General features: G+C 68.4%; 19 protein-coding genes. 9 read left to right on the top strand and 10 right to left on the bottom strand.

Features of this window, described 5'->3' with window-relative positions; all coding sequences use genetic code 11:
- Positions 1-957 (bottom strand): deoxyribose-phosphate aldolase, encoded by a 957-nt coding sequence (gene deoC / locus EV644_RS03835; protein ID WP_132186931.1) that lies wholly within the window; start codon positions 955-957, stop codon positions 1-3.
- A gap of 106 nt (positions 958-1,063) precedes the next feature.
- On the opposite strand from deoC, the gene EV644_RS03830 reads away from it, so the two are divergent.
- Together EV644_RS03830 and EV644_RS03825 are read left to right on the top strand one after the other, a co-directional pair.
- Positions 1,064-1,624 (top strand): PH domain-containing protein, encoded by a 561-nt coding sequence (locus EV644_RS03830; protein WP_132186932.1) that lies wholly within the window; start codon positions 1,064-1,066, stop codon positions 1,622-1,624.
- 351 nt (positions 1,625-1,975) lie between these two features.
- Positions 1,976-2,422, top strand: a complete 447-nt coding sequence (locus EV644_RS03825; RefSeq protein ID WP_132186933.1) for a hypothetical protein — start codon at positions 1,976-1,978, stop codon at positions 2,420-2,422.
- A 42-nt stretch (positions 2,423-2,464) separates the two neighbouring features.
- Here EV644_RS03825 and EV644_RS03820 read toward each other — a convergent pair whose 3' ends face one another.
- Both EV644_RS03820 and EV644_RS03815 read right to left on the bottom strand, forming a co-directional pair.
- Positions 2,465-4,120 (bottom strand): phospho-sugar mutase, encoded by a 1,656-nt coding sequence (locus tag EV644_RS03820; protein WP_132186934.1) that lies wholly within the window; start codon positions 4,118-4,120, stop codon positions 2,465-2,467.
- A gap of 56 nt (positions 4,121-4,176) precedes the next feature.
- Positions 4,177-4,638, bottom strand: coding sequence for a gamma-glutamylcyclotransferase (locus EV644_RS03815; RefSeq protein ID WP_132186935.1), 462 nt, complete (start codon positions 4,636-4,638; stop codon positions 4,177-4,179).
- A 31-nt stretch (positions 4,639-4,669) separates the two neighbouring features.
- Between EV644_RS03815 and EV644_RS03810 the strand changes: the two genes are divergently transcribed.
- Positions 4,670-6,049, top strand: a complete 1,380-nt coding sequence (locus EV644_RS03810; RefSeq protein WP_132186936.1) for an NAD(P)H-quinone dehydrogenase — start codon at positions 4,670-4,672, stop codon at positions 6,047-6,049.
- Positions 6,050-6,096: 47 nt separating this feature from the next.
- Here the strand turns inward: EV644_RS03810 and EV644_RS03805 are convergent, their stop codons facing one another.
- From EV644_RS03805 to EV644_RS03795, 3 genes are all read right to left on the bottom strand, one after another.
- A complete protein-coding gene (locus tag EV644_RS03805) occupies positions 6,097-6,870 on the bottom strand; it encodes an SDR family oxidoreductase (protein ID WP_132186937.1) in 774 nt (257 codons plus the stop codon).
- Between the two features lie 432 nt (positions 6,871-7,302).
- Positions 7,303-8,154: a hypothetical protein gene (locus tag EV644_RS03800; RefSeq protein WP_132186938.1), complete on the bottom strand. Its 852-nt coding sequence runs from the start codon at positions 8,152-8,154 to the stop codon at positions 7,303-7,305.
- Between the two features lie 82 nt (positions 8,155-8,236).
- A complete protein-coding gene (locus tag EV644_RS03795; protein WP_132186939.1) occupies positions 8,237-8,728 on the bottom strand; it encodes a winged helix-turn-helix transcriptional regulator in 492 nt (163 codons plus the stop codon).
- Positions 8,729-8,872: 144 nt separating this feature from the next.
- Here EV644_RS03795 and EV644_RS03790 point away from each other — a divergent pair, with 144 nt between their 5' ends.
- From EV644_RS03790 to EV644_RS03780, 3 genes are all read left to right on the top strand, one after another.
- Positions 8,873-10,060: an N-acetylmuramoyl-L-alanine amidase gene (locus EV644_RS03790; RefSeq protein WP_241997761.1), complete on the top strand. Its 1,188-nt coding sequence runs from the start codon at positions 8,873-8,875 to the stop codon at positions 10,058-10,060.
- On the top strand, positions 10,057-11,235 hold the full coding sequence (locus tag EV644_RS03785) for a SpoIID/LytB domain-containing protein (protein ID WP_241997762.1): 1,179 nt from the start codon (positions 10,057-10,059) through the stop codon (positions 11,233-11,235). Before EV644_RS03790 ends, EV644_RS03785 begins: the two co-directional genes overlap by 4 nt.
- 119 nt (positions 11,236-11,354) lie before the next feature.
- A complete protein-coding gene (locus tag EV644_RS03780) occupies positions 11,355-12,554 on the top strand; it encodes a glycoside hydrolase family 76 protein (protein WP_132186941.1) in 1,200 nt (399 codons plus the stop codon).
- Positions 12,555-12,627: 73 nt separating this feature from the next.
- Here the strand turns inward: EV644_RS03780 and EV644_RS03775 are convergent, their stop codons facing one another.
- From EV644_RS03775 to EV644_RS03765, 3 genes are all read right to left on the bottom strand, one after another.
- A complete protein-coding gene (locus EV644_RS03775; protein WP_132186942.1) occupies positions 12,628-13,509 on the bottom strand; it encodes a peptidylprolyl isomerase in 882 nt (293 codons plus the stop codon).
- Positions 13,510-13,579: 70 nt separating this feature from the next.
- Entirely contained in the window at positions 13,580-15,355 is a 1,776-nt protein-coding gene (locus EV644_RS03770; protein WP_132186943.1) for an ATP-binding protein, read from the bottom strand.
- Positions 15,356-15,422: 67 nt separating this feature from the next.
- On the bottom strand, positions 15,423-15,872 hold the full coding sequence (locus EV644_RS03765; RefSeq protein ID WP_132186944.1) for an Lrp/AsnC family transcriptional regulator: 450 nt from the start codon (positions 15,870-15,872) through the stop codon (positions 15,423-15,425).
- A 74-nt stretch (positions 15,873-15,946) separates the two neighbouring features.
- Between EV644_RS03765 and EV644_RS03760 the strand changes: the two genes are divergently transcribed.
- Together EV644_RS03760 and EV644_RS03755 are read left to right on the top strand one after the other, a co-directional pair.
- A complete protein-coding gene (locus tag EV644_RS03760; protein WP_132186945.1) occupies positions 15,947-16,879 on the top strand; it encodes an SMP-30/gluconolactonase/LRE family protein in 933 nt (310 codons plus the stop codon).
- A gap of 41 nt (positions 16,880-16,920) precedes the next feature.
- Positions 16,921-17,841, top strand: coding sequence for an SMP-30/gluconolactonase/LRE family protein (locus EV644_RS03755; protein ID WP_132186946.1), 921 nt, complete (start codon positions 16,921-16,923; stop codon positions 17,839-17,841).
- 84 nt (positions 17,842-17,925) lie between these two features.
- Here the strand turns inward: EV644_RS03755 and EV644_RS03750 are convergent, their stop codons facing one another.
- Positions 17,926-19,365 carry an Nramp family divalent metal transporter gene (locus EV644_RS03750; RefSeq protein ID WP_132186947.1) on the bottom strand — a complete coding sequence of 480 codons (1,440 nt, stop codon included), beginning with the start codon at positions 19,363-19,365 and terminating at the stop codon, positions 17,926-17,928.
- Positions 19,366-19,522: 157 nt separating this feature from the next.
- Between EV644_RS03750 and EV644_RS03745 the strand changes: the two genes are divergently transcribed.
- On the top strand, positions 19,523-22,540 hold the full coding sequence (locus EV644_RS03745) for a helix-turn-helix transcriptional regulator (RefSeq protein ID WP_158292735.1): 3,018 nt from the start codon (positions 19,523-19,525) through the stop codon (positions 22,538-22,540).
- Positions 22,541-22,567: the final 27 nt, after the last annotated feature.

Genomic DNA, 22,567 nt, shown 5'->3' with positions numbered 1-22,567 from the left:
TCAGTCCAGCGTGAAGTAGTCGGGGCCGGGGTAGTTCCCGGTGGCCAGCTTGGTGCGTTGCATCAGCAGGTCGTTCAGCAGACTGGAGGCGCCGAAGCGGAACAGCTCCGGGTCCAGCCAATCCGGTCCGGCCGTCTCGTTGACGGTGACCAGGTACTTGATCGCGTCCTTCGCGGTCCGGATGCCGCCGGCGGGTTTGACGCCGATGTGCAGGCCGGTCGCCTCGTGGTAGTCCCGGACGGCCTCCAGCATCACCAGCGTGACCGGCAGCGTCGCCGCGGGGGAGACCTTGCCGGTGGAGGTCTTGATGAAGTCCGCGCCGGCCAGCATCGCCAGCCAGGAGGCCCGCCGGACGTTGTCGTAGGTGACCAGCTCGCCGGTCTCCAGGATCACCTTGAGATGCGCGTCACCGGCCGCCTGGCGGATCGCGGTGATCTCGTCGAAGACCAGCCCGTACCGCCCGGACAGGAAGGCGCCCCGGTCGATCACCATGTCGACCTCGTCGGCGCCGGCCGCCACCGCGTCCTGGGTGTCCTGCACCTTGATCGCGAGGCTGGAACGGCCGCTCGGGAACGCGGTTGCCACGCTCGCCACGTTGATCCCCGACCCGCGCAGCTCGTACTTCGCGGTCGCCACCAGGTCGGGATACACACAGACCGCGGCCACCTGCGGCGCGGTCGGGTCCGCCGGGTCCGGGCGTTTAGCCTTCGAGCACAGCGCCCGCACCTTGCCCGGGGTGTCCTGGCCCTCCAGCGTGGTCAGGTCGATCATCTGGATGGCCAGATCGAGGGCGTAGGCCTTGGCGGTGGTCTTGATCGACCGGGTGCTCAAGGTGGCGGCCCGCGCCTCGGCGCCGACCTGGTCGACGCCCGGCAGGCCCAGCAGGAACCGGCGCAGCCGGTCCTCGGACGAGGTCACGTCGGCGAGACTGTCGACGCCAGTGTCGGTAGTGGTCACACCTGGCAGTCTAATGCCGTTCCCAGCCCCGCGTTTCCGGTCACAAGACGGTCCAGAGTGGTGGCTGGTTCTAGGCCGGTGACCAGGTGGCGGCTACTTTGTCGGGGTGAAACCGAAGGCCAGCGAGAGTGAGCGGTACCTGTCCACGTCGAACCGGATCACCGGCGTCGTGGTGATGGCGATCGGGGTGATCGGGCTGATCGACATCGTGCTGGAGTGGCGCACCCTGGGCGGCCTGGAGGTCGCGGCCCTGATCGGGATCCTGATGGTGCTCGCCTACGTCGGTCTGGTTCGTCCGTCCGTCACGCTCCGCCCCGAGAACCTGCTGATCCGTAACCACATCCGTGATCACACCGTGCCGTGGGGCAAGATCACCGACGTCGACGTGACCGACATCCTCCGGGTGCACACCGAGAACGCGCGGCTGCGCGCGCCGGGCGTGCAACTGGTGATGCGGGACCTGCGCAAGCAGCGGGTCGGCGGGCGAAAGCTGAGCCCGGAGAGCTCGATCTCGCGCGCGGAGTTCGTGGTCGACCGGATCGACAACCACGTCAACCTGTACGGCCAGAGTTCCGAGGGCGAGGTCGTCACCAGCTGGGCGCGGCCCGAGCTCACGATCGTCGCCGTGCTCGCGGTCATCGCCGTGCTCGCGGAGTTCCTGCGCTGACCCGGGTCTCCCGCCGCGGTCTCCTCATCGCAACCGGCCTAATGGCTCGCTGGTCGAACCACAACTGGTGGTCCACCGCGGGCTTCAACGCGACCAGCTCCACGGCCACCGCGAGCCGGTGCAATACCTTCGCGGCGACCTCCAGCCGCGTATCCTGACGCGCAATGCGTAGATTCGCGGGTGACAAAGCGTAGATTCGCGAGTAACCAAGCCGCCTGGCACGCGTTGGCGTTTCAGGCGGCTTTCGCGTTTTGCCGACACGTTCACGATCTGCGATCGTGTGGCTACCGTGTTTCGGGTCCGCACGCCTTACAGTCTTGGTCGACCGACGAACGGCAGGAGTCAAGGATCGTGAACTACGACGAGTTCAACACCGAGTACACGAAGGTGCTGGACAAGATCAGAGGCGGCAAGTGCAGCTGGTCGGAGCTGTCCGGGCACGTCACCCGGCTGCGCCAGGGCACCGCCAACATCACCATGCCGGTGGAGCGCGCGCAGATCGACAGCGATCTGGCCGCGCTCGGCCAGATGGTCGACCTGTCCCGCCGCACGAACGACCGCGAGGACGTCTGGACCATCACCTCGGACGCGGTCCGCCGGGCCAGCAGCGGTGAGGGCACCGTGGCGGACCGGATCGCCCGGATCGCGGCCAGCATCGACGAGATCACCAGCCTCGCGAACCGCAACCCCGACGAGCGAGAGGCGCTGATGCAGTCCACCAGCACCCTCCGCCTCCTCCACTCGTCCCTCCAGTCCTCCCTCCAAGCCGAACAAGCCGAAGCCGCCGCCGCCCACTAACCAGGCGCGCCCCCACCCGGTTCATGCCCTCGGGGGCTTGGGCTAGATGCCGGCGGCGGTGGCGAGGGAGCGTTTGATGGCTGCCAGTTCCACCGCGGCTTGGGTGCGGGCTGCTGGGACGTCGTTGGCTGAGACGGGGATTACGACTTCCAGGTAGCACTTGAGTTTGGGTTCGGTTCCGGAGGGGCGGACTACTACTCGGGCGCCGTCGGACAGGGTGTAGCGGAGGCCTTCGGTGGGTGGGAGGGTTTCGGTGCCGTGGCTGAGGTCGTCCACGCGCTCAACCGAGTGGCCGCCGAGTTCCGTGGGCGGGGTGGCGCGGAGGCGATCCATTGCCGCGGCGATCAGGCTCAGGTCGTCCACCCGCACGGACAGCTGGTCCGTCGCGTGCAGCCCGTACTTCTTCGCCAAATCGTCCAGCAGGTCCAGCAGCGTCCGCCCTTCGGCCTTCGCCTGAGCGCCGAGCTGGAGTACCCGGACCAGCGTCGACACGCCGTCCTTGTCCTTCACCGCCGCCGGGTCGACGCAGTACCCGAGCGCCTCCTCGTAGCCGAACACCAGCTCCGGCACCCGCCCGATCCACTTGAACCCGGTGAGCGTCTCGACGTACCGGATCCCGTACGCCGCCGCGATCTTCCCCAGCAGCGACGACGACACGATCGAGCAGGCCGCGACCCCCTGAGCCCCGGAAGACAGCAGGAACTCGCCCAGCAACGACCCGAGCTCGTCCCCGCGCAGCATCCGCCACCCGCCCTCAGCAGCAGGATCCGGTACGGCGACCGCGCACCGGTCGGCGTCGGGATCGTTGGCGACGGCAAGGTCCGCGCCCTCGGCCCGAGCGAGCTCCAGAGCGGCATCGATCGCCCCCGGCTCCTCCGGGTTCGGGAACGACACCGTCGGGAAGTCCGGATCCGGATCCGCCTGCGACGCCACCACAGCCGGTGCTGCGAACCCGGCCCGCTGCACCGCCCGCTCCACAAGGGCGCGCCCGACCCCGTGCAACGGCGTGTACGCCACATTCAACGATCGGGGAGCGTCCGCCGGTACCAGAGTCGCGATCCGGTCGAGGTAGGCGTCGAGCAGGTCGTCGCCGGCCGTCTGCCAGTCGTCACCGCGCGGCACGGACGCCAGCGGGCCGACCGCCGCGATGGAGGCGGCGATCTCCACGTCGGCCGGCGGCACGATCTGCGAGCCGTCGCCGAGATAGACCTTGTAGCCGTTGTCCTGCGGGGGATTGTGCGACGCCGTCACAACCACCCCGGCAACCGCTTTCAGATGCCGGATTCCGAACGCCACCACCGGGGTCGGCGTTGGCTGGTCCAGCAGTACCGCGTCGATCCCGGCGCCCCGGACCACCGCGGCCGTGTCCTGGGCGAACACGTCGGACTTGTGGCGCGCGTCGTACCCGATCAGGACCGGGCCGTCGGTGAGGCCGTTCGCCTTCAGGTAGGCGCAGAGGCCGGCGGCGGCGCGGACCACCACGACCCGGTTCATCCGGTTCGGCCCAGCGCCCATCGCGCCGCGCAGACCCGCGGTGCCGAACTCGAGGGTGCCGGAGAAGCGGTCGGCCAGTTCAGCGTCTGCTTCAGCACCGGCGTCGAGCAACTGCTGGAGCTCGGCGCGGGTGTCGGGATCCGGGTCCTCGGCGAGCCAGGCCTGGGCAGCGGTACGGGTCAGAACGGCATCGTTGACGGTCACGAGCGCACGATACCGCCCGGTTAACCAACCACCCGAGGAGTCACCGGGCGGGCGAGTCAGTGGCCCGAGGACTGGCAGGGCCGCGAGCGCAAATCCGCCACGTAGTCGTCCGGGGCGCCCGCGGCTTCTGCTGCCTCGGCGAGGATGCCCACGTAGCGCGCGGAGGGCAGGCCGCCCTCGTAGGCGTTCAGCACGTACATCCAGGCCAGCTGCTCGCCGTCCAGGGTCTGCACCCGCACCTGGATCTTGCGGTAGACGCCCTGGTCGATCCACTCCCACTCGTCCAGGCGCTCCGCGTCCTTGGGGTGGACGTCGTACAGGGCGACGAAGACCTGGTTGACCGGGTCGGCCGGGTCCTCGACGACGGTCGCCATCGAGCCCTCCCAGCCGAGCTCCTCGCCTCCGAAGGTGAGTCGCCAGCCGACGATCCACCCGGTCCCGCGCAGGGGCGAGTACGGGCACCGCTCGGCCATCAGGTTCGGGTCCAGATTCGACGCAAACGCGGCGTACAGGGTCACGACGTCACAGGATACGGAACAATGGCGTCTCGTGGCGCGAGTTGTGATCATCGGTGGCGGTCCTGGCGGGTACGAAGCGGCGAGTGCGGCCGCCCAGCTGGGAGCGGAGGTGACGGTTGTCGATTCCGACGGGATCGGCGGTTCCTGCGTGCTCACGGACTGTGTGCCGAGCAAGACCCTGATCGCCACGGCCGAGGTGATGACCGAGGTCGAGGAGGCCGGTGAGCTCGGTGTCCGCCTCGATGACGGAGACGACGATCCGGCGAACTCGGTGCGTGTCGATCTCTCCGTCGTCAACAAACGGGTCAAGGCGCTGGCGACGGCCCAGTCGGAGGGGATCAGCCGGCGACTCGCCGACGACAAGGTCCGGGTGATCCACGGCCGCGGCCGGCTGGACGGTCCCGAGGCCGTGGTGGTCGACGACGAGCGGCTGGACGCCGACGTGGTGCTGATCGCCACCGGTGCAAGGCCCCGAATCCTCCCGGGCTCCGAGCCGGACGGCGAGCGGATCCTGACCTGGGAGCAGGTCTACGAGCTCGAGGAACTGCCCGAGCGGCTGATCGTGGTCGGGTCCGGTGTCACCGGCGCCGAGTTCGCCAGCGCGTACGACGCGCTCGGCAGCGACGTGGTGCTGGTGTCATCGCGCGACCGGGTACTGCCGGGCGAGGACCAGGACGCGGCCGCAGTACTGGAGGACGTCTTCAAGCGGCGCGGCATGACAGTGCTGGGCAAGTCGCGGGCCGAGTCGGTCAAGCGGCAGGGCGACGGGGTCGTGGTGACCCTGACGGACGGCCGCAAGGTGGAGGGGTCGCACGCGCTGCTGGCCGTCGGTTCGCTGCCGAACACCGAGCACATGGGACTCGTCGAGTCGGGCGTGTCGCTGGGCGACGGCGGCTTCATCACGGTCGACAAGGTGTCCCGGACGACAGCCCGGGGCGTGTACGCCGCGGGCGACTGCACCGGCGTCCTGATGCTCGCCTCGGTGGCGGCCATGCAGGGCCGGATCGCGATGTCGCACGCGCTCGGTGACGCCGTGGCCCCGCTGAACCTGTCGACCGTGTCCTCCAACGTCTTCACCGCGCCCGAGATCGCCACCGTCGGGCTCACCCAGGCCGTCGTGGACGCGGGCGGCAGTACCGCGATGGCGGTCAAAGTGCCGCTCGCGGACAACGCCCGGGCCAAGATGCAGGGCGTCCGGGACGGATTCATCAAGCTCTTCTGCCTGCCGAACACCGGCATCATCGTCGGTGGCGTGGTGGTCGCGCCCCGGGCCAGCGAGCTGATCCACCCGATCTCCCTGGCCGTCGGCGCGCGGCTGACCGTCGACCAGATGGCCCAGTCGTTCACGGTCTACCCCTCGGTCTCCGGTTCGATCGCCGAGGCCGCCCGACGGCTCCACCTGCGGTCATGAATTTCGTGGTGCTCTGCAGGTGGAGCTGAGAACCACCACCCCTGAGCTCAGAGCGTGGGCGTGAGGCCGCCGTCGATCACGATGTCCGCGCCGGTGAGATTGCCGGCCCTGTCGCTGGCCAGGAAGACGACCAGTGCGGCCACCTCCTCCGGGGTGGTGAAGCGCCCGGTCACGGAGCCAGCCGCGGCCTGCGCGGCGACGGCGTCCGGTTCGCCTCCGACGGCGCCGGCGACCGTCTCGGCCACTCCGCCCTTGCCGAGCCAGAGATCCGTGGAGACCGGCCCTGGGCTGACCGTGTTCACCCGGACGCCTTGCGGCCCTACCTCCTTCGACAACGCCTTGAAGAAGTTGGAGGAAGCGGCCTTGGCGGCGCTGTAGTCGATCACCAGCGGATCGGGCAGGATCGCGTTGACCGAGCAGACGGTAACGATCGTCCCGGTCCGCTCCAGCAGGTGAGGCAGCGCGGCTCGCGTGGTCCGCACGGCCGACAGGAAGTCGAGCGTCCAGGTCGCCAGCCAGTCCTCGTCGGTCACCGAGACGAACCCACCCGGTCGCGGATGCACAAAGCCGACGTTGTTGACCAGAATGTCGAACCCGCCCGTCCGGGTCACTGCCTCGGCGACGAAGTCCGCGGGACCGTCCGGCGTACTGAGGTCGACGGAGACAGTCTCGACCGGCAGCGAGCCCAGTTGGCCGTCGACGGACCGGGCGCCGGCGACGACCTTCACACCTTCGTCGAGCAGTCCCCGGGTGATGGCCAGTCCGATGCCTTTGCTGGCGCCGGTGACGAGCGCGGTCTTACCGGCCAGGTGCAGATCCATCGCGTACTCCAGTCTCGAGGGTCCGGCTGACCCGGACGATTCAGACTAGTGCGAGGCGATTGTCGGTCAGTGTCAGGTGGTACGCCGAGCAGCAATTGCTGAGGACGGGCGAGCGGCGTACGCACCGACAGGAAGTATTGCGTTTTCTGCATGCCTGAACCACCTTGGCCGGCGTGGGGTTGACGCCGAGGGCGACATCTACCCGTCGTTTGGTACAGCAATGCCTCGGCTGCCTGACGAGGTGGGGTGCATGGACGGATTTAGCCATGCAGGGTGGGCTGTTCGGGGTCCCGTCGAGAGTCGATCGGTCCCGTCGATAGCCGCCCTTCCCACCGTTGACCGCGACGCAGGAGCCGCGTGGGGCGTGGTACCAGAAAACAAACAGCCGGTGGGGATCACGAGGTCCGCCACCGGCTGTGTTGTTTGTAGGGGTTAGAAGTCGCCGCCGAAGTCGCCGCCGCCGAAGTCCCAGCCGCCGGAGTCGCCGCCGCCGCTGTCGCCGCCGAAGTCGAAGCCGCCGCCGTCTCCGCCGTCGCCGCCGCCGTCACCTCCACCATCGCCGCCGCCGTCACCTCCGCCGTCGTAGCCGGCCGCGTAGTCGCCGTAGCCGCCGCCGGCGAACATGCCGCCGAGCATGGTGCCGAGGAACATACCGGTCATCACGCCGCCCAGGGCGCCGAACATGCCTTGTGCGTAAGGCGAGTAGGCCGGGCCGGCCTCCCAGTACGGGACGCGCTGCGGGCCGACCATGACCTTGCGGACGTCCGGCTCGGCGCCGGCGCGGACGCGCTCGGCGTCAGCGGCGCAGGCCGGTACTTCGCGGGGCGCGCCGCCTGGGGGCGACCACATCACGTCCACCACGGACGGGCCGTGCTGCGGGTTGAAGAAGCAGGACGGGCGCCGCTGCGGCAGGGGCTCGTCGTTGACCCGGGCGCGGACGCACGCCATCGCGTAGCGGCCGTCCTCCAGGATCTCGATCACGTGCTTGATCTGCTCGGCCTCGGTGACCTTGCCGACCGCTTCCTTGGCCGCCTCGTACGAGTCGAGGGCGCGCTGGTAGTCCTGCCGGGCGCCGTCGCCGAGGTCCTTGCCGACCATGTCCAGGTCGAGGTCCTGCAGTTCCTCGCCGAACTTGGTGATGTCCTCGTCCGCGGTGCGCTTGACCGATGCGAGCTCGGCCGAGCTGATCTCGTCCCTCTTCTTGGTCTGCAGCTGCGTGCGCCGGTACGAGCGGTAAGCCAGTACGGCGATCACGACAACCGCGATCAACAGGATGAATTCCATGACGCGCCTTCCTCGACGAGTAGTGCATTGAGCCTACCGGGATCAGGAAACCGACCGAAATCTCCTGAGAATCTGCTGAAAATCAGCGCGATCGCACATCTTCGTACCGTTTCCGCATGGCCGGGCTCGCCGCGGGTCCGGAGGTGAAGACGAAGTCCGGTCCGTCGATCCGCCGGCCGGTGGCCTGGTCGACCACGACCGGCTCGACCTCCTTGCCGGTCTCGCTGTCGACGAGGATCATCGTCCGGTCCTCGGGGCCGAGCCGCTCGTTGCCCCACGCGGCCAGGGTGATGATCACCGGACGCAGCGACAGCCCGAGCTCGGTCAGGACGTATTCGTACCGCGGCGGCTTGTCCTGGTACTGCCGCCGCTCCAGCAATCCGTCTTCCACAAGGGTTCTGAGCCGGGTGGTGAGCATGCTCGACGAAATCTTCAGGTTGCGCTGGAACTCGTCGAAGCGGGTGAAGCCGTCGAAGGCGTCGTGCAGGATGAGCAGCGTCCACCACTCTCCGACGTGCTGCACGGTCGTGGACAGCGGGCAGGACAGATCCTCCAGCCGGAACCGGTTGGTCATCCCGCCTCACCCCACTCGGTACTGCGCTTCGGATCCCTGCGCTTCGGGTCCCTGCGTTCGAGTCACTGCGATTTCAGCAGTAATTCTAGCTGCCGGTCGAACGCCACGCAGGGTGACGACAATGCACGGGTTCCCAGTCACGCCGTGCGCATAATCGATTACTGCTGTCCCCGCAAGGTCTGGGACCACATCAGTGACGCCCTGGCCGGAAGGCTGACCCATGAGCCATCTTCCCCGACTGGCCCCGTTCCTTCACCGGCTGGCCCTGCCCCGGCTGGCCCCGCCCCGACGATCCGCGACGCCAGGGTCGCCCTGATCCAGCCGGGCACTCTCGCCACCGACGCGGAACCGCCGGCCACCGCGCAGGCGGTTCCGTCGACTGCCACCCAGGCAGTTCCCCTGGCGGTCAGCGCCGCGCCGTACGCGATGCCGCCTGTCGTCACCCGCCGCGGCTGGGGTGCCGACGAGCGGTTGCGCGACTACAACGGCGCGGCCTGTGCGAAGCCGAAGTACACCAGTACCGTGCAGGCGGCCTTCGTGCACCACACGGTCGACCGGAACGACTACACCCGCACCCAGGTCGCGGCGATGGTCCGCGGCATGTACGCGTACCACGTCAAGAGCCGCGGCTGGTGCGATCTCGGCTACAACTTCCTGGTCGACCGGTTCGGCCGCGCCTTCGAAGGCCGGTACGGCGGGATGCATCTGCCGGTGCTCGGCGCGCACACCGGGTCGTACAACGCGAACTCGTTCGGCGTCTCGCTGATCGGCAACTACGAGACCGCAGCGCCTTCGGCCGCGTCCTTGGAGATGACGGCCAGGATCATCGCCTGGAAGATGGACGCCAACTACCGTTCGCCCCGCACCACCCTCATCCTGGCCGGCACGAAGTTGCTCAGCATCTCGGGCCATCGCGACACCACGGCGACCGCCTGCCCGGGCAAGAATCTGTACGCCGCCCTGCCCTGGCTCCGGCAGCGGACACACATCCTGATGGGCAAGAGCGTCGCCACCGAGATCTACCGCTTCGCCCTCCGGCTCGGCGGGTTCCCGGTGGTCGGCCAGCCGGTCTGGGGCGACCATGCGACCAGGACCGGACGGGCGACCTACTTCGGCGTCCGGGACATCCACTGGTCCGTTGCCACCGGCCCCCATTCGGTGATGGGCTCGTTCCGCACCCTCTACCGGAAACTGGGGGACAGCCGGCTGGGACTGCCGATCACCGAGATGTACGCCGTCAAGGGTGGCAAGCGGCAGAACTTCCAGGGCGGGTCGATGGTCTATCACACCGCCGACCGCAAGGTTTACGTCCAGTACAAGGCGCTCTCATGAAGCGCGCGATGGTTGCCCTGGTCCTGGTATCGACGTTGCTCAGCGCAACGGCCGAGGCGCGTGAGGCGCTGCCCGCCGACCAGCAGGCGAACACCACCATCACCGGACGCGGCTACGGTCACGGACGCGGCATGTCGCAGTACGGCGCTCAGGGCGCGGCGATCGCCGGACGCTCGGTCAAGCAGATCCTCGACTTCTACTACCCCGGTACGACGGTGGGGAAGGTGACGGGTGGTATCCGGATTCGGATCACCGCGGACACCACCGACGGTGTCCGGGTCGTGGCGGCGAACCAGCTGCGGACCCGCGATCTCAAGGCGGGCCAGGTCACCACGTTGCCCACGGCATCCACCCGGAACCAGTGGTCGATCGACCCGTACGGCGAGCACGGGTCGACGGTGAGGTCGTACAACGCCAGGACGAAGGCGTGGACCCTCTGGAAGACCCTCGCGGGGATGGCGCAGTTCGAAGGGCCTACGGCGATCTCGCTGATCCTGCCCAGCGGGTCCGTGGTCAGGTACCGCGGCGCGCTCCGGTCGGGAGACATCGCCGGCGCGCACCTGGACACGATCAACGTCCTGCCGCTGGAGAGCTACCTGCGCGGCGTGGTTCCGCGGGAAGCCCTGGTGAGCTGGAAACCTGCCGCGCTCCAGGCGCAGTCGGTTGCCGCACGCACCTATTCGGCGTACTACCGCAAACGCAACACCGCGCGGATCTACGACCTGTGTGACACCACCTCGTGCCAGGTCTACGGCGGCTACAACTCGGAGCAGACCGCGACCAACACGGCGATCACCGCCACGGCCGGCCAGATCCGCCTTTACCAGGGCAACCCGATCATCGCGGAGTTCTCCTCGTCGAACGGCGGAGCCACCGCCGCAGGTAGCCCGGCGTACCAGGTGATGAAGGTGGACGGCTGGGACGCGTACCCGGGCAACAAGAATCCGTACGCCAGTTGGTCGGTGAGCAAGACCAGCGCAGGCCGCCTTCGGGGTCGGGGCCTTGCGCAGTCTGCGCGTGACGAAGCGGACCGGTGTCGGTCCCACGGGAGGTCGCGTAGTGACGGTCGAGGCGGTCGGCTCGAGCGGCATGCGGGTGTTCACCGGCGACCAGGTCCGGTCGAAACTCGGGCTCCGCTCGGCCTGGTTCACCTTCGTTCCACCAGCGGCCGCTGACAGTTGATATATCAAGCTAACCGGAAATCGGCTGACCGCGAGCCATTGACGCGGAATCCCTGCGGCGGTTAGAAACTGACATCGATGTCAACCGCTGCCGCCCCAGGAGGAGCAGGTCGATGGCCAGAAAATTTGGTATATCAACTCGGAAGATCGCCGGTGGATTGCTCGCCGCCGGGATGCTCGCCGCACTGCACGCCCCCGCTGCCGAGGCGGCACCAGCCGCTAAGACAGCGCCGACCGCAGAGAATGCCCAGATGACCGTGAACCCGGCCGCACGCGCCACCGCGTCGTACCAGGCGCTGAACAAGTACTTCTCCGCCGGCCCGGGCCTGCTGCTGGAGGAGTACCCGAACACCCAGCAGAACCCGTACTCCTACGTCTGGCCGTACTCGCAGGCCGTGGTGGCCGCCGAGAACCTGGCGGGGATCCCGGGCATCGGGAGCAAGTGGTCCGCCGAGGCGGAGCACCGGCTCGATGGCTACGAGCCCTACTGGAACGCGACGACCACGCCGAAGGGCTACGACTCGTACGTGCGCCCGCCGCTCGGCCAGGGCGGCGACAAGTTCTACGACGACAACGAGTGGATCGGCCTGAACCTGATCCAGCACTACCAGCGGACTGGTGACCGCTCGTCGCTGGCCCGGGCGAAGGAGATCTTCGCGCTCGTCGTGCACGGCTGGGACACCGATCCGGCGCACCCGTGCGCGGGTGGCGTCTACTGGACCCAGGCGCCGTGGAGCCAGGACCGCAACACGGTTTCGAACGGGCCGGGCGCGGAACTCGGCGCGCACCTCTACCTGCTGACGAAGGACGAGTCGTACCTGACCTGGGCGAAGCGGATGTACGCCTGGGCGCAGCAGTGCATGCTGGCCCCGAACGGTCTGTACTGGGACCACATCGACCTGGCCGGGACGATCGAGAAGACGCAGTGGAGCTACAACCAGGGCGTGATGCTCGGCGCCGGCACTTTGTTGTACAAGGCAACGCACGACAAGAAGTACCTCAACGACGCCAAGGCGCTCGCGGAGGCATCGCTGGCCTTCTACAACACCGATGACCGGCTCTGGAAGCAGCCGACCCGGTTCAACTCGATCTACTTCAAGAACCTGCTGATCCTCGACTCGGTCTCCCCTGACAGCAGGTACCAGGCGACCATGCAGGCGTACTCCGACCGCGCCTGGAGCGAGGTCCGCGATCCGGCCACCGGCCTCTTCCACTTCGCCGAGGGCCCGGTCACGCTGCTCGAGCAGTCCGGCATGATCCAGATCGACGCGCTGCTCGCCTGGCCCCGCAGCCGCTACGACGAACTCGCCTGAACCGTCCGATCTGCCTTGCCAAAGCCGAACACCCCGCCTGCCAGTACCGGCAGGCGGGGCGTTGGTCTGCTTGCTAGCTGGCCGCCGTGGCGGTCTTGATCTTGACCTCGAGGAAGGGCTTGCCGTCGGTCGGGGTTCCGCCCGGCTCCGGGACGACGCCGGCGTTGGCCACCTTGTCGATCACCTTCAGGCTGGTCGCGTCGACCGTGCCGACGACCGTGTACGCCGGGCTCAGCCCGGCCGCGTCGCCGTACACGATGAAGAACTGGGAGCCGTTCGTGTTGGGGCCGGAGTTCGCCATCGCCAGCACACCGCGGCCGTACTTCAGCTCGGGGAAGACCTCGTCCTTGAAGCTGTAGCCGGGGCCGCCGCTGCCGGTGGCGGACGGGTCGCCGCACTGCAGCACCTGGAGGCCTTCGACGGTGAGCCGGTGGCAGGTGGTGTTGTCGAAGTACTTCTGCCCGACGAGGCTGAGGAAGCTCTTCACCGCGCACGGCGCCAGGCTGCTGTCCAGGGTGAGGCGTACGTCGCCGACCGAGGTGTTCAGCGCGACCGGTGACGTGCCGCTGGCCTTGGTCTTGCCGTTCGGCGGCGGGTTGACCTGCTTGCTGGCGGGCTCCGCGGACTTCGTGAAGGTGCAGTCGACCTGGGCCGCCAGCGGGGTCGGGCGCTTGTTCGGCGCCGCGAGCGCGGTCGGGATCGACTTCGGCTTGTTCTCCGGACCGGGCGAGGTCTGCGCGCTCGGACTGCTGCTCGGAGTGTCACCGGCGGCCGGCGTGTCGTCGCCGGTGTTGGCGGCGATCACGAAGACACCGGCGATCACCACGACCACCGCCACGATCGCCGTGATGGTGATCGTCAGCATCTTCCGCTGGCGGGCGCGCTCGGCCTCCCGCTCGGCCATCCGTTGGGCCTTCCGCTGGGCCAACTGATGCTGATGGGTCTTCTTGGACATCCGGAGTTCTCCTCACCGCGGGGCGATCCTCGAGGAAAGCTACAACCAAACCCTGAGAAACCCCTGTAATTCAGTCCTTGATCTCGCAGATCGCCGCGCCGGCCGCGACCGTTGCACCAACCTCGGCGGACAGTCCGGTGACCGTGCCGGCCTTGTGGGCGTTCAGCGGCTGTTCCATCTTCATCGCCTCGAGGACGACGATGAGGTCGCCCTCGGCAACGGTCGCGCCTTCCTCGACGGCGATCTTGACGATGGTGCCCTGCATCGGCGAGGTCAGCGAGTCGCCCGAGGTCGCCGCGCCCTTGCCGCCGCCGCTCGCGCGCCGGCCCGGCTTCTTCTTCGCGCCGTTGCCGGTGGCGACCGCGGACGCGCCCAGTCCCGCCGGCAGCACGACCTCGAGCCGCTTCCCGCCCACCTCTACGGTGACCTTCTCCCGCTCGCCCGGCTCCTCGCCGGGCTCGGGCACGCCGTCGTACGGCGGGATCTGGTTGTCGAACTCGGTCTCGATCCAGCGGGTGTGCACCTTGAAACCGTCCTCGCCGACGAAGGCGGGGTCGGACACGACGGCAGCGTGGAACGGTATGGCGCTCGGCATCCCCTCGACGACGAACTCCTTCAGCGCGCGGCGGGACCGCTCGAGCGCCTGGGTGCGGTCGCGGCCGGACACGATCAGCTTGGCCACCAGCGAGTCGAACGAGCCCGGCACGGTCTCGCCCTGGTCGTAGCCGCCGTCGAGCCGGATGCCCGGGCCGGACGGCGCGTGCCACTTGGTCAGCGTGCCCGGTGCGGGCAGGAAGCCTCGGCCCGGGTCCTCGGCGTTGATCCGGAACTCGATCGAGTGCCCGGAGATCTCCGGGTCGTCGTAACCGAGCTCCTCGCCGTCGGCGATCCGGAACATCTCCCGGACCAGGTCGATGCCGGTGACCTCCTCGCTGACCGGGTGCTCGACCTGCAGCCGGGTGTTCACCTCGAGGAAGGAGATCAGGCCGTCCTGGCCGATCAGGAACTCGCAGGTGCCGGCGCCGACGTACCCGGCCTCGCGGAGGATCGCCTTGGACGACGTGTAGAGCGTCTCGAGCTGCTCGGGCGAGATGAACGGCGCGGGCGCCTCCTCGACCAGCTTCTGGTAGCGGCGCTGCAGCGAGCAGTCCCGGGTGGAGATCACCACGACGTTGCCGTGGGCATCGGCCAGGCACTGCGTCTCGACGTGCCGCGGCTTGTCCAGGTAGCGCTCGACGAAGCACTCGCCGCGGCCGAAGGCGCTGATCGCCTCGCGGGTCGCGGACTCGAACAGCTCCGGCACCTCTGCCATCGTGCGCGCGACCTTCATGCCGCGACCGCCGCCGCCGTACGCCGCCTTGATCGCGATCGGCAGCCCGTACTCCGTGGCGAAGGCGACCACCTCGGCGGCGTCGGCCACCGGGTTCGGCGTACCGGGGACCTGCGGGGCGCCGACCTTCTCGGCGATGTGGCGCGCCTTCACCTTGTCGCCGAGGGAATCGATGGCGCTCGGCGGCGGGCCGATCCAGATCAGCCCGGCGTCGATCACGGCCTGGGCGAACTCGGCGTTCTCGGCCAGGAAGCCGTACCCCGGGTGCACCGCGTCCGCGCCGGAGCGGGCCGCGACGTCCAGGATCTTGGCGATGTTCAGGTAGGAGTCCGCCGGGGTCGCGCCGTCCAGCGAGTACGCCTCGTCGGCCAGCCGGACGAACAGTGCGTCGCGATCCGGTTCCGCGTACACCGCGACACTGCCCAGACCCGCGTCGGCGGCGGCGCGGACCACCCGGACGGCGATCTCGCCCCGGTTCGCGACCAGGACCTTGCTGATGCGCTTGCTGTCAGACACAGCTGAACTCCCTTCGGCAACGCCTGAGTCTAGGGTCAAGCGGGCTTCAGCAGTGACAGGGTGTTGATCACATCACCGCGGGTGGCCGTTCGAAGAAGGACTCCAGCACCACGACTGTCTGAGTACTGGTCACGCCATCCACCTGATGGAGGGCGCGCAGAGTCGCCTGGAGTTGTTCCGTGCTGATGGTGCGGACCTTGACCAGGATCGAGGCGGGGCCGGCGATGATGTGGGCCTCCTCGACGGCTGGGATCGCGCGCAGGGCGTCGGCGGTCGCGTCGTCGCCCATCCAGCTCTCCGCGTCGAGCAGGACATAGGCCAGTACTCCGGCGCCGAGTGCGGCCGGATCCACCTCGGCCGTGGTCCGGCGGATCACCCCTGCCGCCTTGAGCTTCCGAACCCGCTCGTGGGCCGCCCCTGCGGACAACCCGACGGCCTGGCCGAGCGCGGCGTACGACTGGGTTGCGTCCTCCTGCAAGCGCGCGAGCAGCTCACGGTCGGTTTGATCTACAGTCATCGGCACCTCTTGCTGAATCTGATCTTGTGTCGTAGAACAATAGCAGGATCACATTCGGACTTGCGAGGAAAATCATGACCATTACGCTGGCTGAACGACCCGCCCGGCTCCGGGCCGACCTGGTCACGCTGGACGAGCGGTTCGGCGCCGTCGCCCGCGGCGACGAGTACGTGGAGCGCCTTTACGACGGCGGCCGCTGGCTCGAGGGACCGGTCTACTCACCGGCCTGGCGGTGTCTCCTCTTCAGCGATATCCCGAACGACCGGATGCTCCGCTGGGACGAGGTGTCGGGCGCGGTCTCGGTCTTCCGCCAGCCCGCCGGGTACACGAACGGCAACACCCTCGACGCGTCCGGCCGGCTGATCAGCTGCGAGCAGGGCAACCGCCGGGTCACCCGGACTGAGGTGGACGGCTCGATCACCGTGCTGGCCTCACACCTGGATGGGAAGCGGCTGAACAGCCCGAACGACGTCGTGGTCCGGCGCGACGGTTCGATCTGGTTCACCGACCCGCCGTACGGCATCACCTCGAACTACGAGGGCCACGCGGCCGAGCAGGAGATCGCGGGCTGCCACGTCTACCGGCTCTCCACGGACGGCGAACTGACAGTCGTGGCCGACGACTTCATCCGCCCCAACGGCCTCGCCTTCTCCCTCGACGAGACGCGGCTGTACGTCGTCGACACTCCGGCGCGGCATATCCGCCGGTTCGACGTGAAGGACGACGGGCGACTCGCCGGGGGTGACGTGTTCGCGCTCTGCGAGGCCGGGATGTTCGACGGGATCCGGCTGGACGCCGCCGGGCGGATCTGGGCGGCGACCCACGACGGCGTGCAGTGCTTCGACCCCGACGGCACCTTGATCGGCAAACTGCTCTTCCCCGATGTGGTGTCGAACCTGTGCTTCGGCGGACCCAAGCGGAACCGCCTGTTCGTCACCGCGACGACCTCGGTCTATTCCTGGCTGCTCACGACGGACGGGGCCCCCCAGCCGTACGATCGCGGGTGACAACGCAGTCACCCGCGCGCGATCGATCGTGAGGAGCCCGCATGACCCTGCTCGAGCCGTTGGCCGGAACCGTGCCCGCCGAGTTCCAGAAGCTGGACGACAGGTTCAGCGGGATCCGCGGGGACGCTCAGTTCGAGCGGTTGTGGACGGGGGGCCGCTGGCTGGAGGGGCCGGTGTACTCGCCCGCCGGGCGGTACCTGCTCTGGAGCGACATCCCGAACGACCGGATCCTGCGCTGGGACGAGACGTCGTACCAGGTCTCCGCCTTCCGGGAGCCGGCCGGCAACACGAACGGGCACACGCTGGACCACCAGGGCCGCCTGGTCAGCTGCGAGCACGGCAACCGCCGGGTCACCCGGACCGAGCACAACGGCCAGGTCAGCGTGCTCGCGGACAACTTCGGGGGCCACCGGCTGAACAGCCCGAACGACGTCGTCGTCCAGGCCGACGGGACGGTGTGGTTCACGGACCCGGCGTACGGGATCGACAGCGACTACGAGGGCCACAAGGGCGAGATCGAGACCGAGGGGTGCCACGTCTACCGGATCACCCCGGACGGTGTGCTCAGCAAGGTGGCGGACGACTTCAACCGGCCGAACGGGCTCGCCTTCTCCAACGACGGCAGCCTGCTCTACATCACCGACACCGAGGAAGCGACCATCCGCGTCTTCACCGTGACGGAGTCAGGGCTGAGCGGCGGCAAACTGTTCGCGGAATGTGGCAACGGCTGCTTCGACGGGATCCGGCTGGATTCCGAGGGCCGGATCTGGGGTGCGGCCGGCGACGGCGTGCACATCTACCACCCGGACGGCGGCCTGCTCGGCAAGCTCCTGGTCCCGGAGACCGTCTCCAACCTCTGCTTCGGCGGCGCCAAGCGGAACCGCCTCTTCCTCACCGCCACCACCTCCCTCTACTCCCTCTTCACCACCGTCAACGGCGCCCCCCAGCCTTACGACCACTGATCGGCGACCGCCAGGACCAGACCGGGGTCCGCCGGGCGCGATGGCGCTGTGCTCGGCAGACCCCGGTCTCGGAGGTTCTCGTCCTCAGAGCTTCTTGACCTGGTCGATGATGGTGAAGACGGCCAGGAAGCCGAAGGCCAGGAAGGAGAACAGCATGACCGCCGCGCGGACCTTGGTGATCCGGATCGCCCGCGGCAGCGCACGGGAGTTCATCCACCAGAGCAGACCCGAGTAGACGAACATCATGGTGCCGGCGGTGCAGGCCGAGATGACCAGCAGGACGAGCGGCTGGTCCAGTCCGGCCAGCAGCACGATGATGCCGAAGGCAACGAGCCCCCAGACCAGGCCGAAGTACAGCTTGGACTCGGAGATCGTGGACGTGCGCAGGTAGCGGGACTTGATCATGTCCGAGGCCAGCCGGGACGTGTAGTCGACGATGCCGGCCGCGGCCGCGAAGAGGGCGAACGCGCCGATGGCCCAGAACAGGTAGCCGAACCAGTCGCCCACCAGGGTCTGCAGCGTGGTGCCCTCGATCTTCAGGAAGCTGATCTTGTTCTCCACCGCGGGATTCCCGAACAAGGTGGCGTGCGCCAGCATCGAGGTGAACACGATCGTCACCACGGTGATCAGCACGAACGTCATCAACTGCTCGACGTTGGCGAACTTCCACCAGCGCCGCCAGCGGGCCAGGTTCTGCTCGTCGGGCGGGAAGGTGTAGCCGTTCGCGGTCGGGTCCGCCTCCGGCTCACCGGTGACGGGGGAGGTCAGCCGGGGCACGTGCGCGCCCATGCCGAACCCCTTGTCGCGGATCCAGTTGCTCTGGCACAGGTTCTGCCCGCCGCCGGCTCCGGCGTACGCGATCGCACCCATCATCAGCGCGAAGCCCAGCGTCTCGACCGGGAACTCCGGGTGGGTGACAGCGTCGCCCAGCGCGCTGTAGGTCTTGTCGCGGATCGCGAAGATCAGCGCCAGGATCACCAGCAGCGCGACGGCCAGGATCTTGACGAAGATCAGCCGCTCGAGCATCACGTAGACGACCGGCGCCAGGGTCAGGATCAACCCGATCACGACCAGGATGCCGATCGCGATCCAGCGCGGATCACCCGCTCCGAACAGGTAGGTCAGCATCGCCGCGGACGAGGTCGCCCAGCCGGGCCAGAGGTTCGCGAAGTACGTCATGATCGCGAAGAACAGGCCCCAGTGCTTCCCGAACCGGTTGAAGCCGGTCAACGCTGTCTCACCAGTGGCCAGCGTGTACCGCTCGATCTCCATGTTCAGGAACCACTGGACGAACACCCCGACGACGGCGCCCCAGAGGAACACCAGTCCCACCTGGGACGAGATGTACGGCCAGAGGATGAACTCGCCCGAGGCCAGCCCGACGCCGGCGCCGACCATGCCGGGTCCGACGATCTTCCAGGTCTGGGTCGGTGGTTCGGGTAGGTCCCGCACCTGGGGCGCGGGCAGGTTCTTGGTCGGCAGGTTGAACCGATCGGCTTGGTCTGTGGATGTGGTTTCTGCCATGGGCTCCTCACTTCCTCGACCCCCGCTTTCGGACCCTAGCCAACTCCCATGGCACAGGCGACTCGACACAAGTCGCGCGCGGACAACGCTAGTGCGAGCGCGCGTCCCAGGCGCGAGTGGGAGTGCGGTGGCCGGGCGGGCTGGCACACTCGGGTCCATGGGTGGGGCGACTGTGGCTGCTGTGGCGGTGTCGTACGCGCCGGACAGCGGGCCGCCGATCGCGCCGGCGCTGGAGCGGCTGGAGCAACTGGTCGGTGAGTCACTGGCCGGCGGCCGACCCGTACTGCGGGACGTGGCGCGGCCGGTGGTTGTGTTCGAGGATCCGGCCGAAGCCGTTGCTGCGGCGCGGCATTTCCGCGATGCGACCGCGGGTCTACCGGCCGGGCAGTTGGTCCGGATCGCCGTGTCCACAGGGATCACCGAGCGCCACGTCGTCCGCCACGCCCAACGCCTGAACGAGATCGCCAACCCGGGACAGCTCCTCCTCTCCGCCCTCACCGCCGAAATCGCCGCAGCTACAGCCGGTACGGCGGACGCGGGTTCCGTGGGCGGGTTGTTCGTGGATCTGGGGCTTCATCGGTTGAGGGACCTGGGCGCCGCGGAGCGGGTCTTCGCCGTACAGGGACAGGCGGGTGAGGCGTTGCGTTCGCTGGACGGCGTGCCGAACAACCTGCCGGTGATGTTCACGAGTTTTGTCGGGCGACAGGCGGAGCTCGGCGCGCTGCGGGCACAGGTGATGGGGAACCGCCTGGTGACGCTGACCGGCCCCGGGGGTAGCGGGAAGACGCGGCTGGCGGCGCAGATCGCCGCTGAGTTGGCGGATCGGTGGCCGGACGGGGTGTGGTGGATCGACCTTGCACCGGTCACCGACGGTGGGCAGGTACCTGAGGTGGTGGCTTCGGCTGTCGGGGTGCTGGCCGAATCCTCCGGGCGCAGCGGGCCGTTGATCGCGAGTCAGCTGAGCAACCGGAAAGCCCTGCTCTGCTTCGACAACTGCGAACACCTGCTCGACAGCGTGGCCGAGTTCGTGGTCACCGTGCAGGTCGCCTGCCCGGAGATCACCGTGCTGACCACGAGCCGGGAGCCGCTGGACGTTGCCGGTGAGGTGGTCTGGCGAGTTCCCTCGCTGACTTCGAGTGAGGCTGTCTCCCTGTTCGTCGAGCGAGCCGGACCGGGCTTCATCCCTGACGAGGAAGCCGAGCAGGCGATCAGGACGATCTGCGCGCGGCTGGACGGCATCCCGCTCGCTTTGGAACTGGCAACCGCCTGGCTCCGCACGCTCACCCCGCAGCAGATCGAGGCTGGCTTGGACGACCGGTTCGGCCTGTTGGTTCGCAGTACGCGGGGTGTGGCCGCGCGGCAACAAACGCTGGCCTCGTCGATCGACTGGAGCTACGACCTCCTCGACTCCGACGAGCGTGAGGTGTTCCGCCGGCTGGCCGTGTTCGCCGGCGGGTTCACGCTCGATGCCGCCTCCGCTGTCTGCGGAACCACCGGAGTACGAGAGGTGATCGGGCGGTTGGTGGACAAGTCGCTCGTGGTGGCGGCGGACGCGCGGTACCGGTTGCTCGAGACGATCCGCGAGTACGCCGCGACGCGGTTGGCGGATGGGCTCGATGGTCTCCGCGATCGGCATCTCGACTACTTCCTGCGCGTCGCCGAGGAGGCCGCACCGGAGCTGGACAGGAACCGCGACGCCTGGCGGGCGGTGATCGAGCCGGAGCGCGAGAACTTCCGCGCAGCCCTCGATCATGGCCTGTCCGGTTCGGAAACAGCCAAGGGGCGTCGGCTGGCGGCGGCGCTTCCGTGGTTGTGGAATCTGCAGGGGACCGGGCAGGAGGGCATCGGGTATCTGCGTCGGGCTATCGAGAGCAGTCCTGACGACAGGTCGTTGCTCCAGGCCCGCTTGCTCTACGGGTATGCGACAGTCGCCGACACGGCCGCGCCGTTCGAGTACGACGCTGCCCAGCGGGGTCTGGAGCTCGCGACCGAGCTGGGGGATGACAGTCTGCGGGCCCGGTGTCTCGCGATGGTTGCGGTGCGCAATTACTACCTGGACTTCCAGGGTGCCTGGGATCGCTGTGAGGAAGGCCGGTTGCTGGCGGAGTCCATCGGCGACGAGGTGGCTAGGGATGCGAACCTCGGCCTGGAATGTCTGCTGCTCGTCCTGTGGGATCGGCACGCCGAGGCTCGTCAGTTGCTGGAGAGCGTGTCGGAGGGTCTGATCGCCCGGGGTGAGCGCGGGATCGCGACCGCCATGGTGACGCTGCTCTCCGACAGCCTGGCTTCGACAGGCGAACTGCCACTGGCGGTCGAGACCGCGCGGAAGGCACTGGCGATCGCGGAGCCGCTCGGGGATCTCCACCGGGTCGGTATGGCGCGTGGGCAGGTTGCGCAACTCCTGGGCCGGTCTGGCGAACTGGACGTGGCGCTGGAGTTGATGCATCCGTTCCTGCGGCTGATCGAGAACGCCGGCACCTGGGTTCCCAGTCTCGGCAAGGTGATGGGCGATCTGTACCGCTGGAACGGCGAGTACGAGAAGGCGATCGACTGGCTGCGCCGCGACGTCCCGACGGAGGGGCCTATCGCCGACACCTACATCCCGGCGGTCACGTTGCCCGCGCTCGGCACTGCGCTGCGCCAGGCTGGCCGGCTCGACGAAGCTGCTGAAGCGCTGGATCGTGCGGTTGTGCTTGCCCGCCGCTACGACCTGCCGCGGATCCTGGCGGATGCCTTGGAGCAGCAGGGTTATCTGGAACTCGACGAGGACCCCGACAAGGCGGCCGACCTCCTGCACGAGTCCCTCACCTTGCGCGTGGACCACGGCCTGCGCCTCTACTGGCAGGACAGCCTCGATGCCCTCTCCCTCCTGGCCGAGCAGACGAACCGCCCGAAGGACGCCGAGCGGCTCGCCCAACTGGACCTGGACGAAGCCGTCGCCTACGTACGCCGTACCCGGGGTGCGCGTGGTCGCCCCTCAACCGGCTGGGCAAGCCTGACCCCGACCGAACGAGACGTAGTCGCCGCCGCCGTAGAAGGCCTGAACAACCCAGAGATCGGCGCCCGTCTCTTCATGAGCCGAGGCACAGTGAAAACCCACCTGGCCCACATCTACACGAAGCTAGGCATATCCAACCGCACCGAACTGGCCACCCACGCCGCCAAACGCCCCTGACCGGCTGGACTAGTGCCTCATCGAGAG

The organism is Kribbella orskensis (assembly GCF_004342085.1).
Classification (GTDB): Bacteria; Actinomycetota; Actinomycetes; order Propionibacteriales; family Kribbellaceae; genus Kribbella; species Kribbella orskensis.
This window is presented reverse-complemented; position numbering and strand designations above follow the sequence as displayed.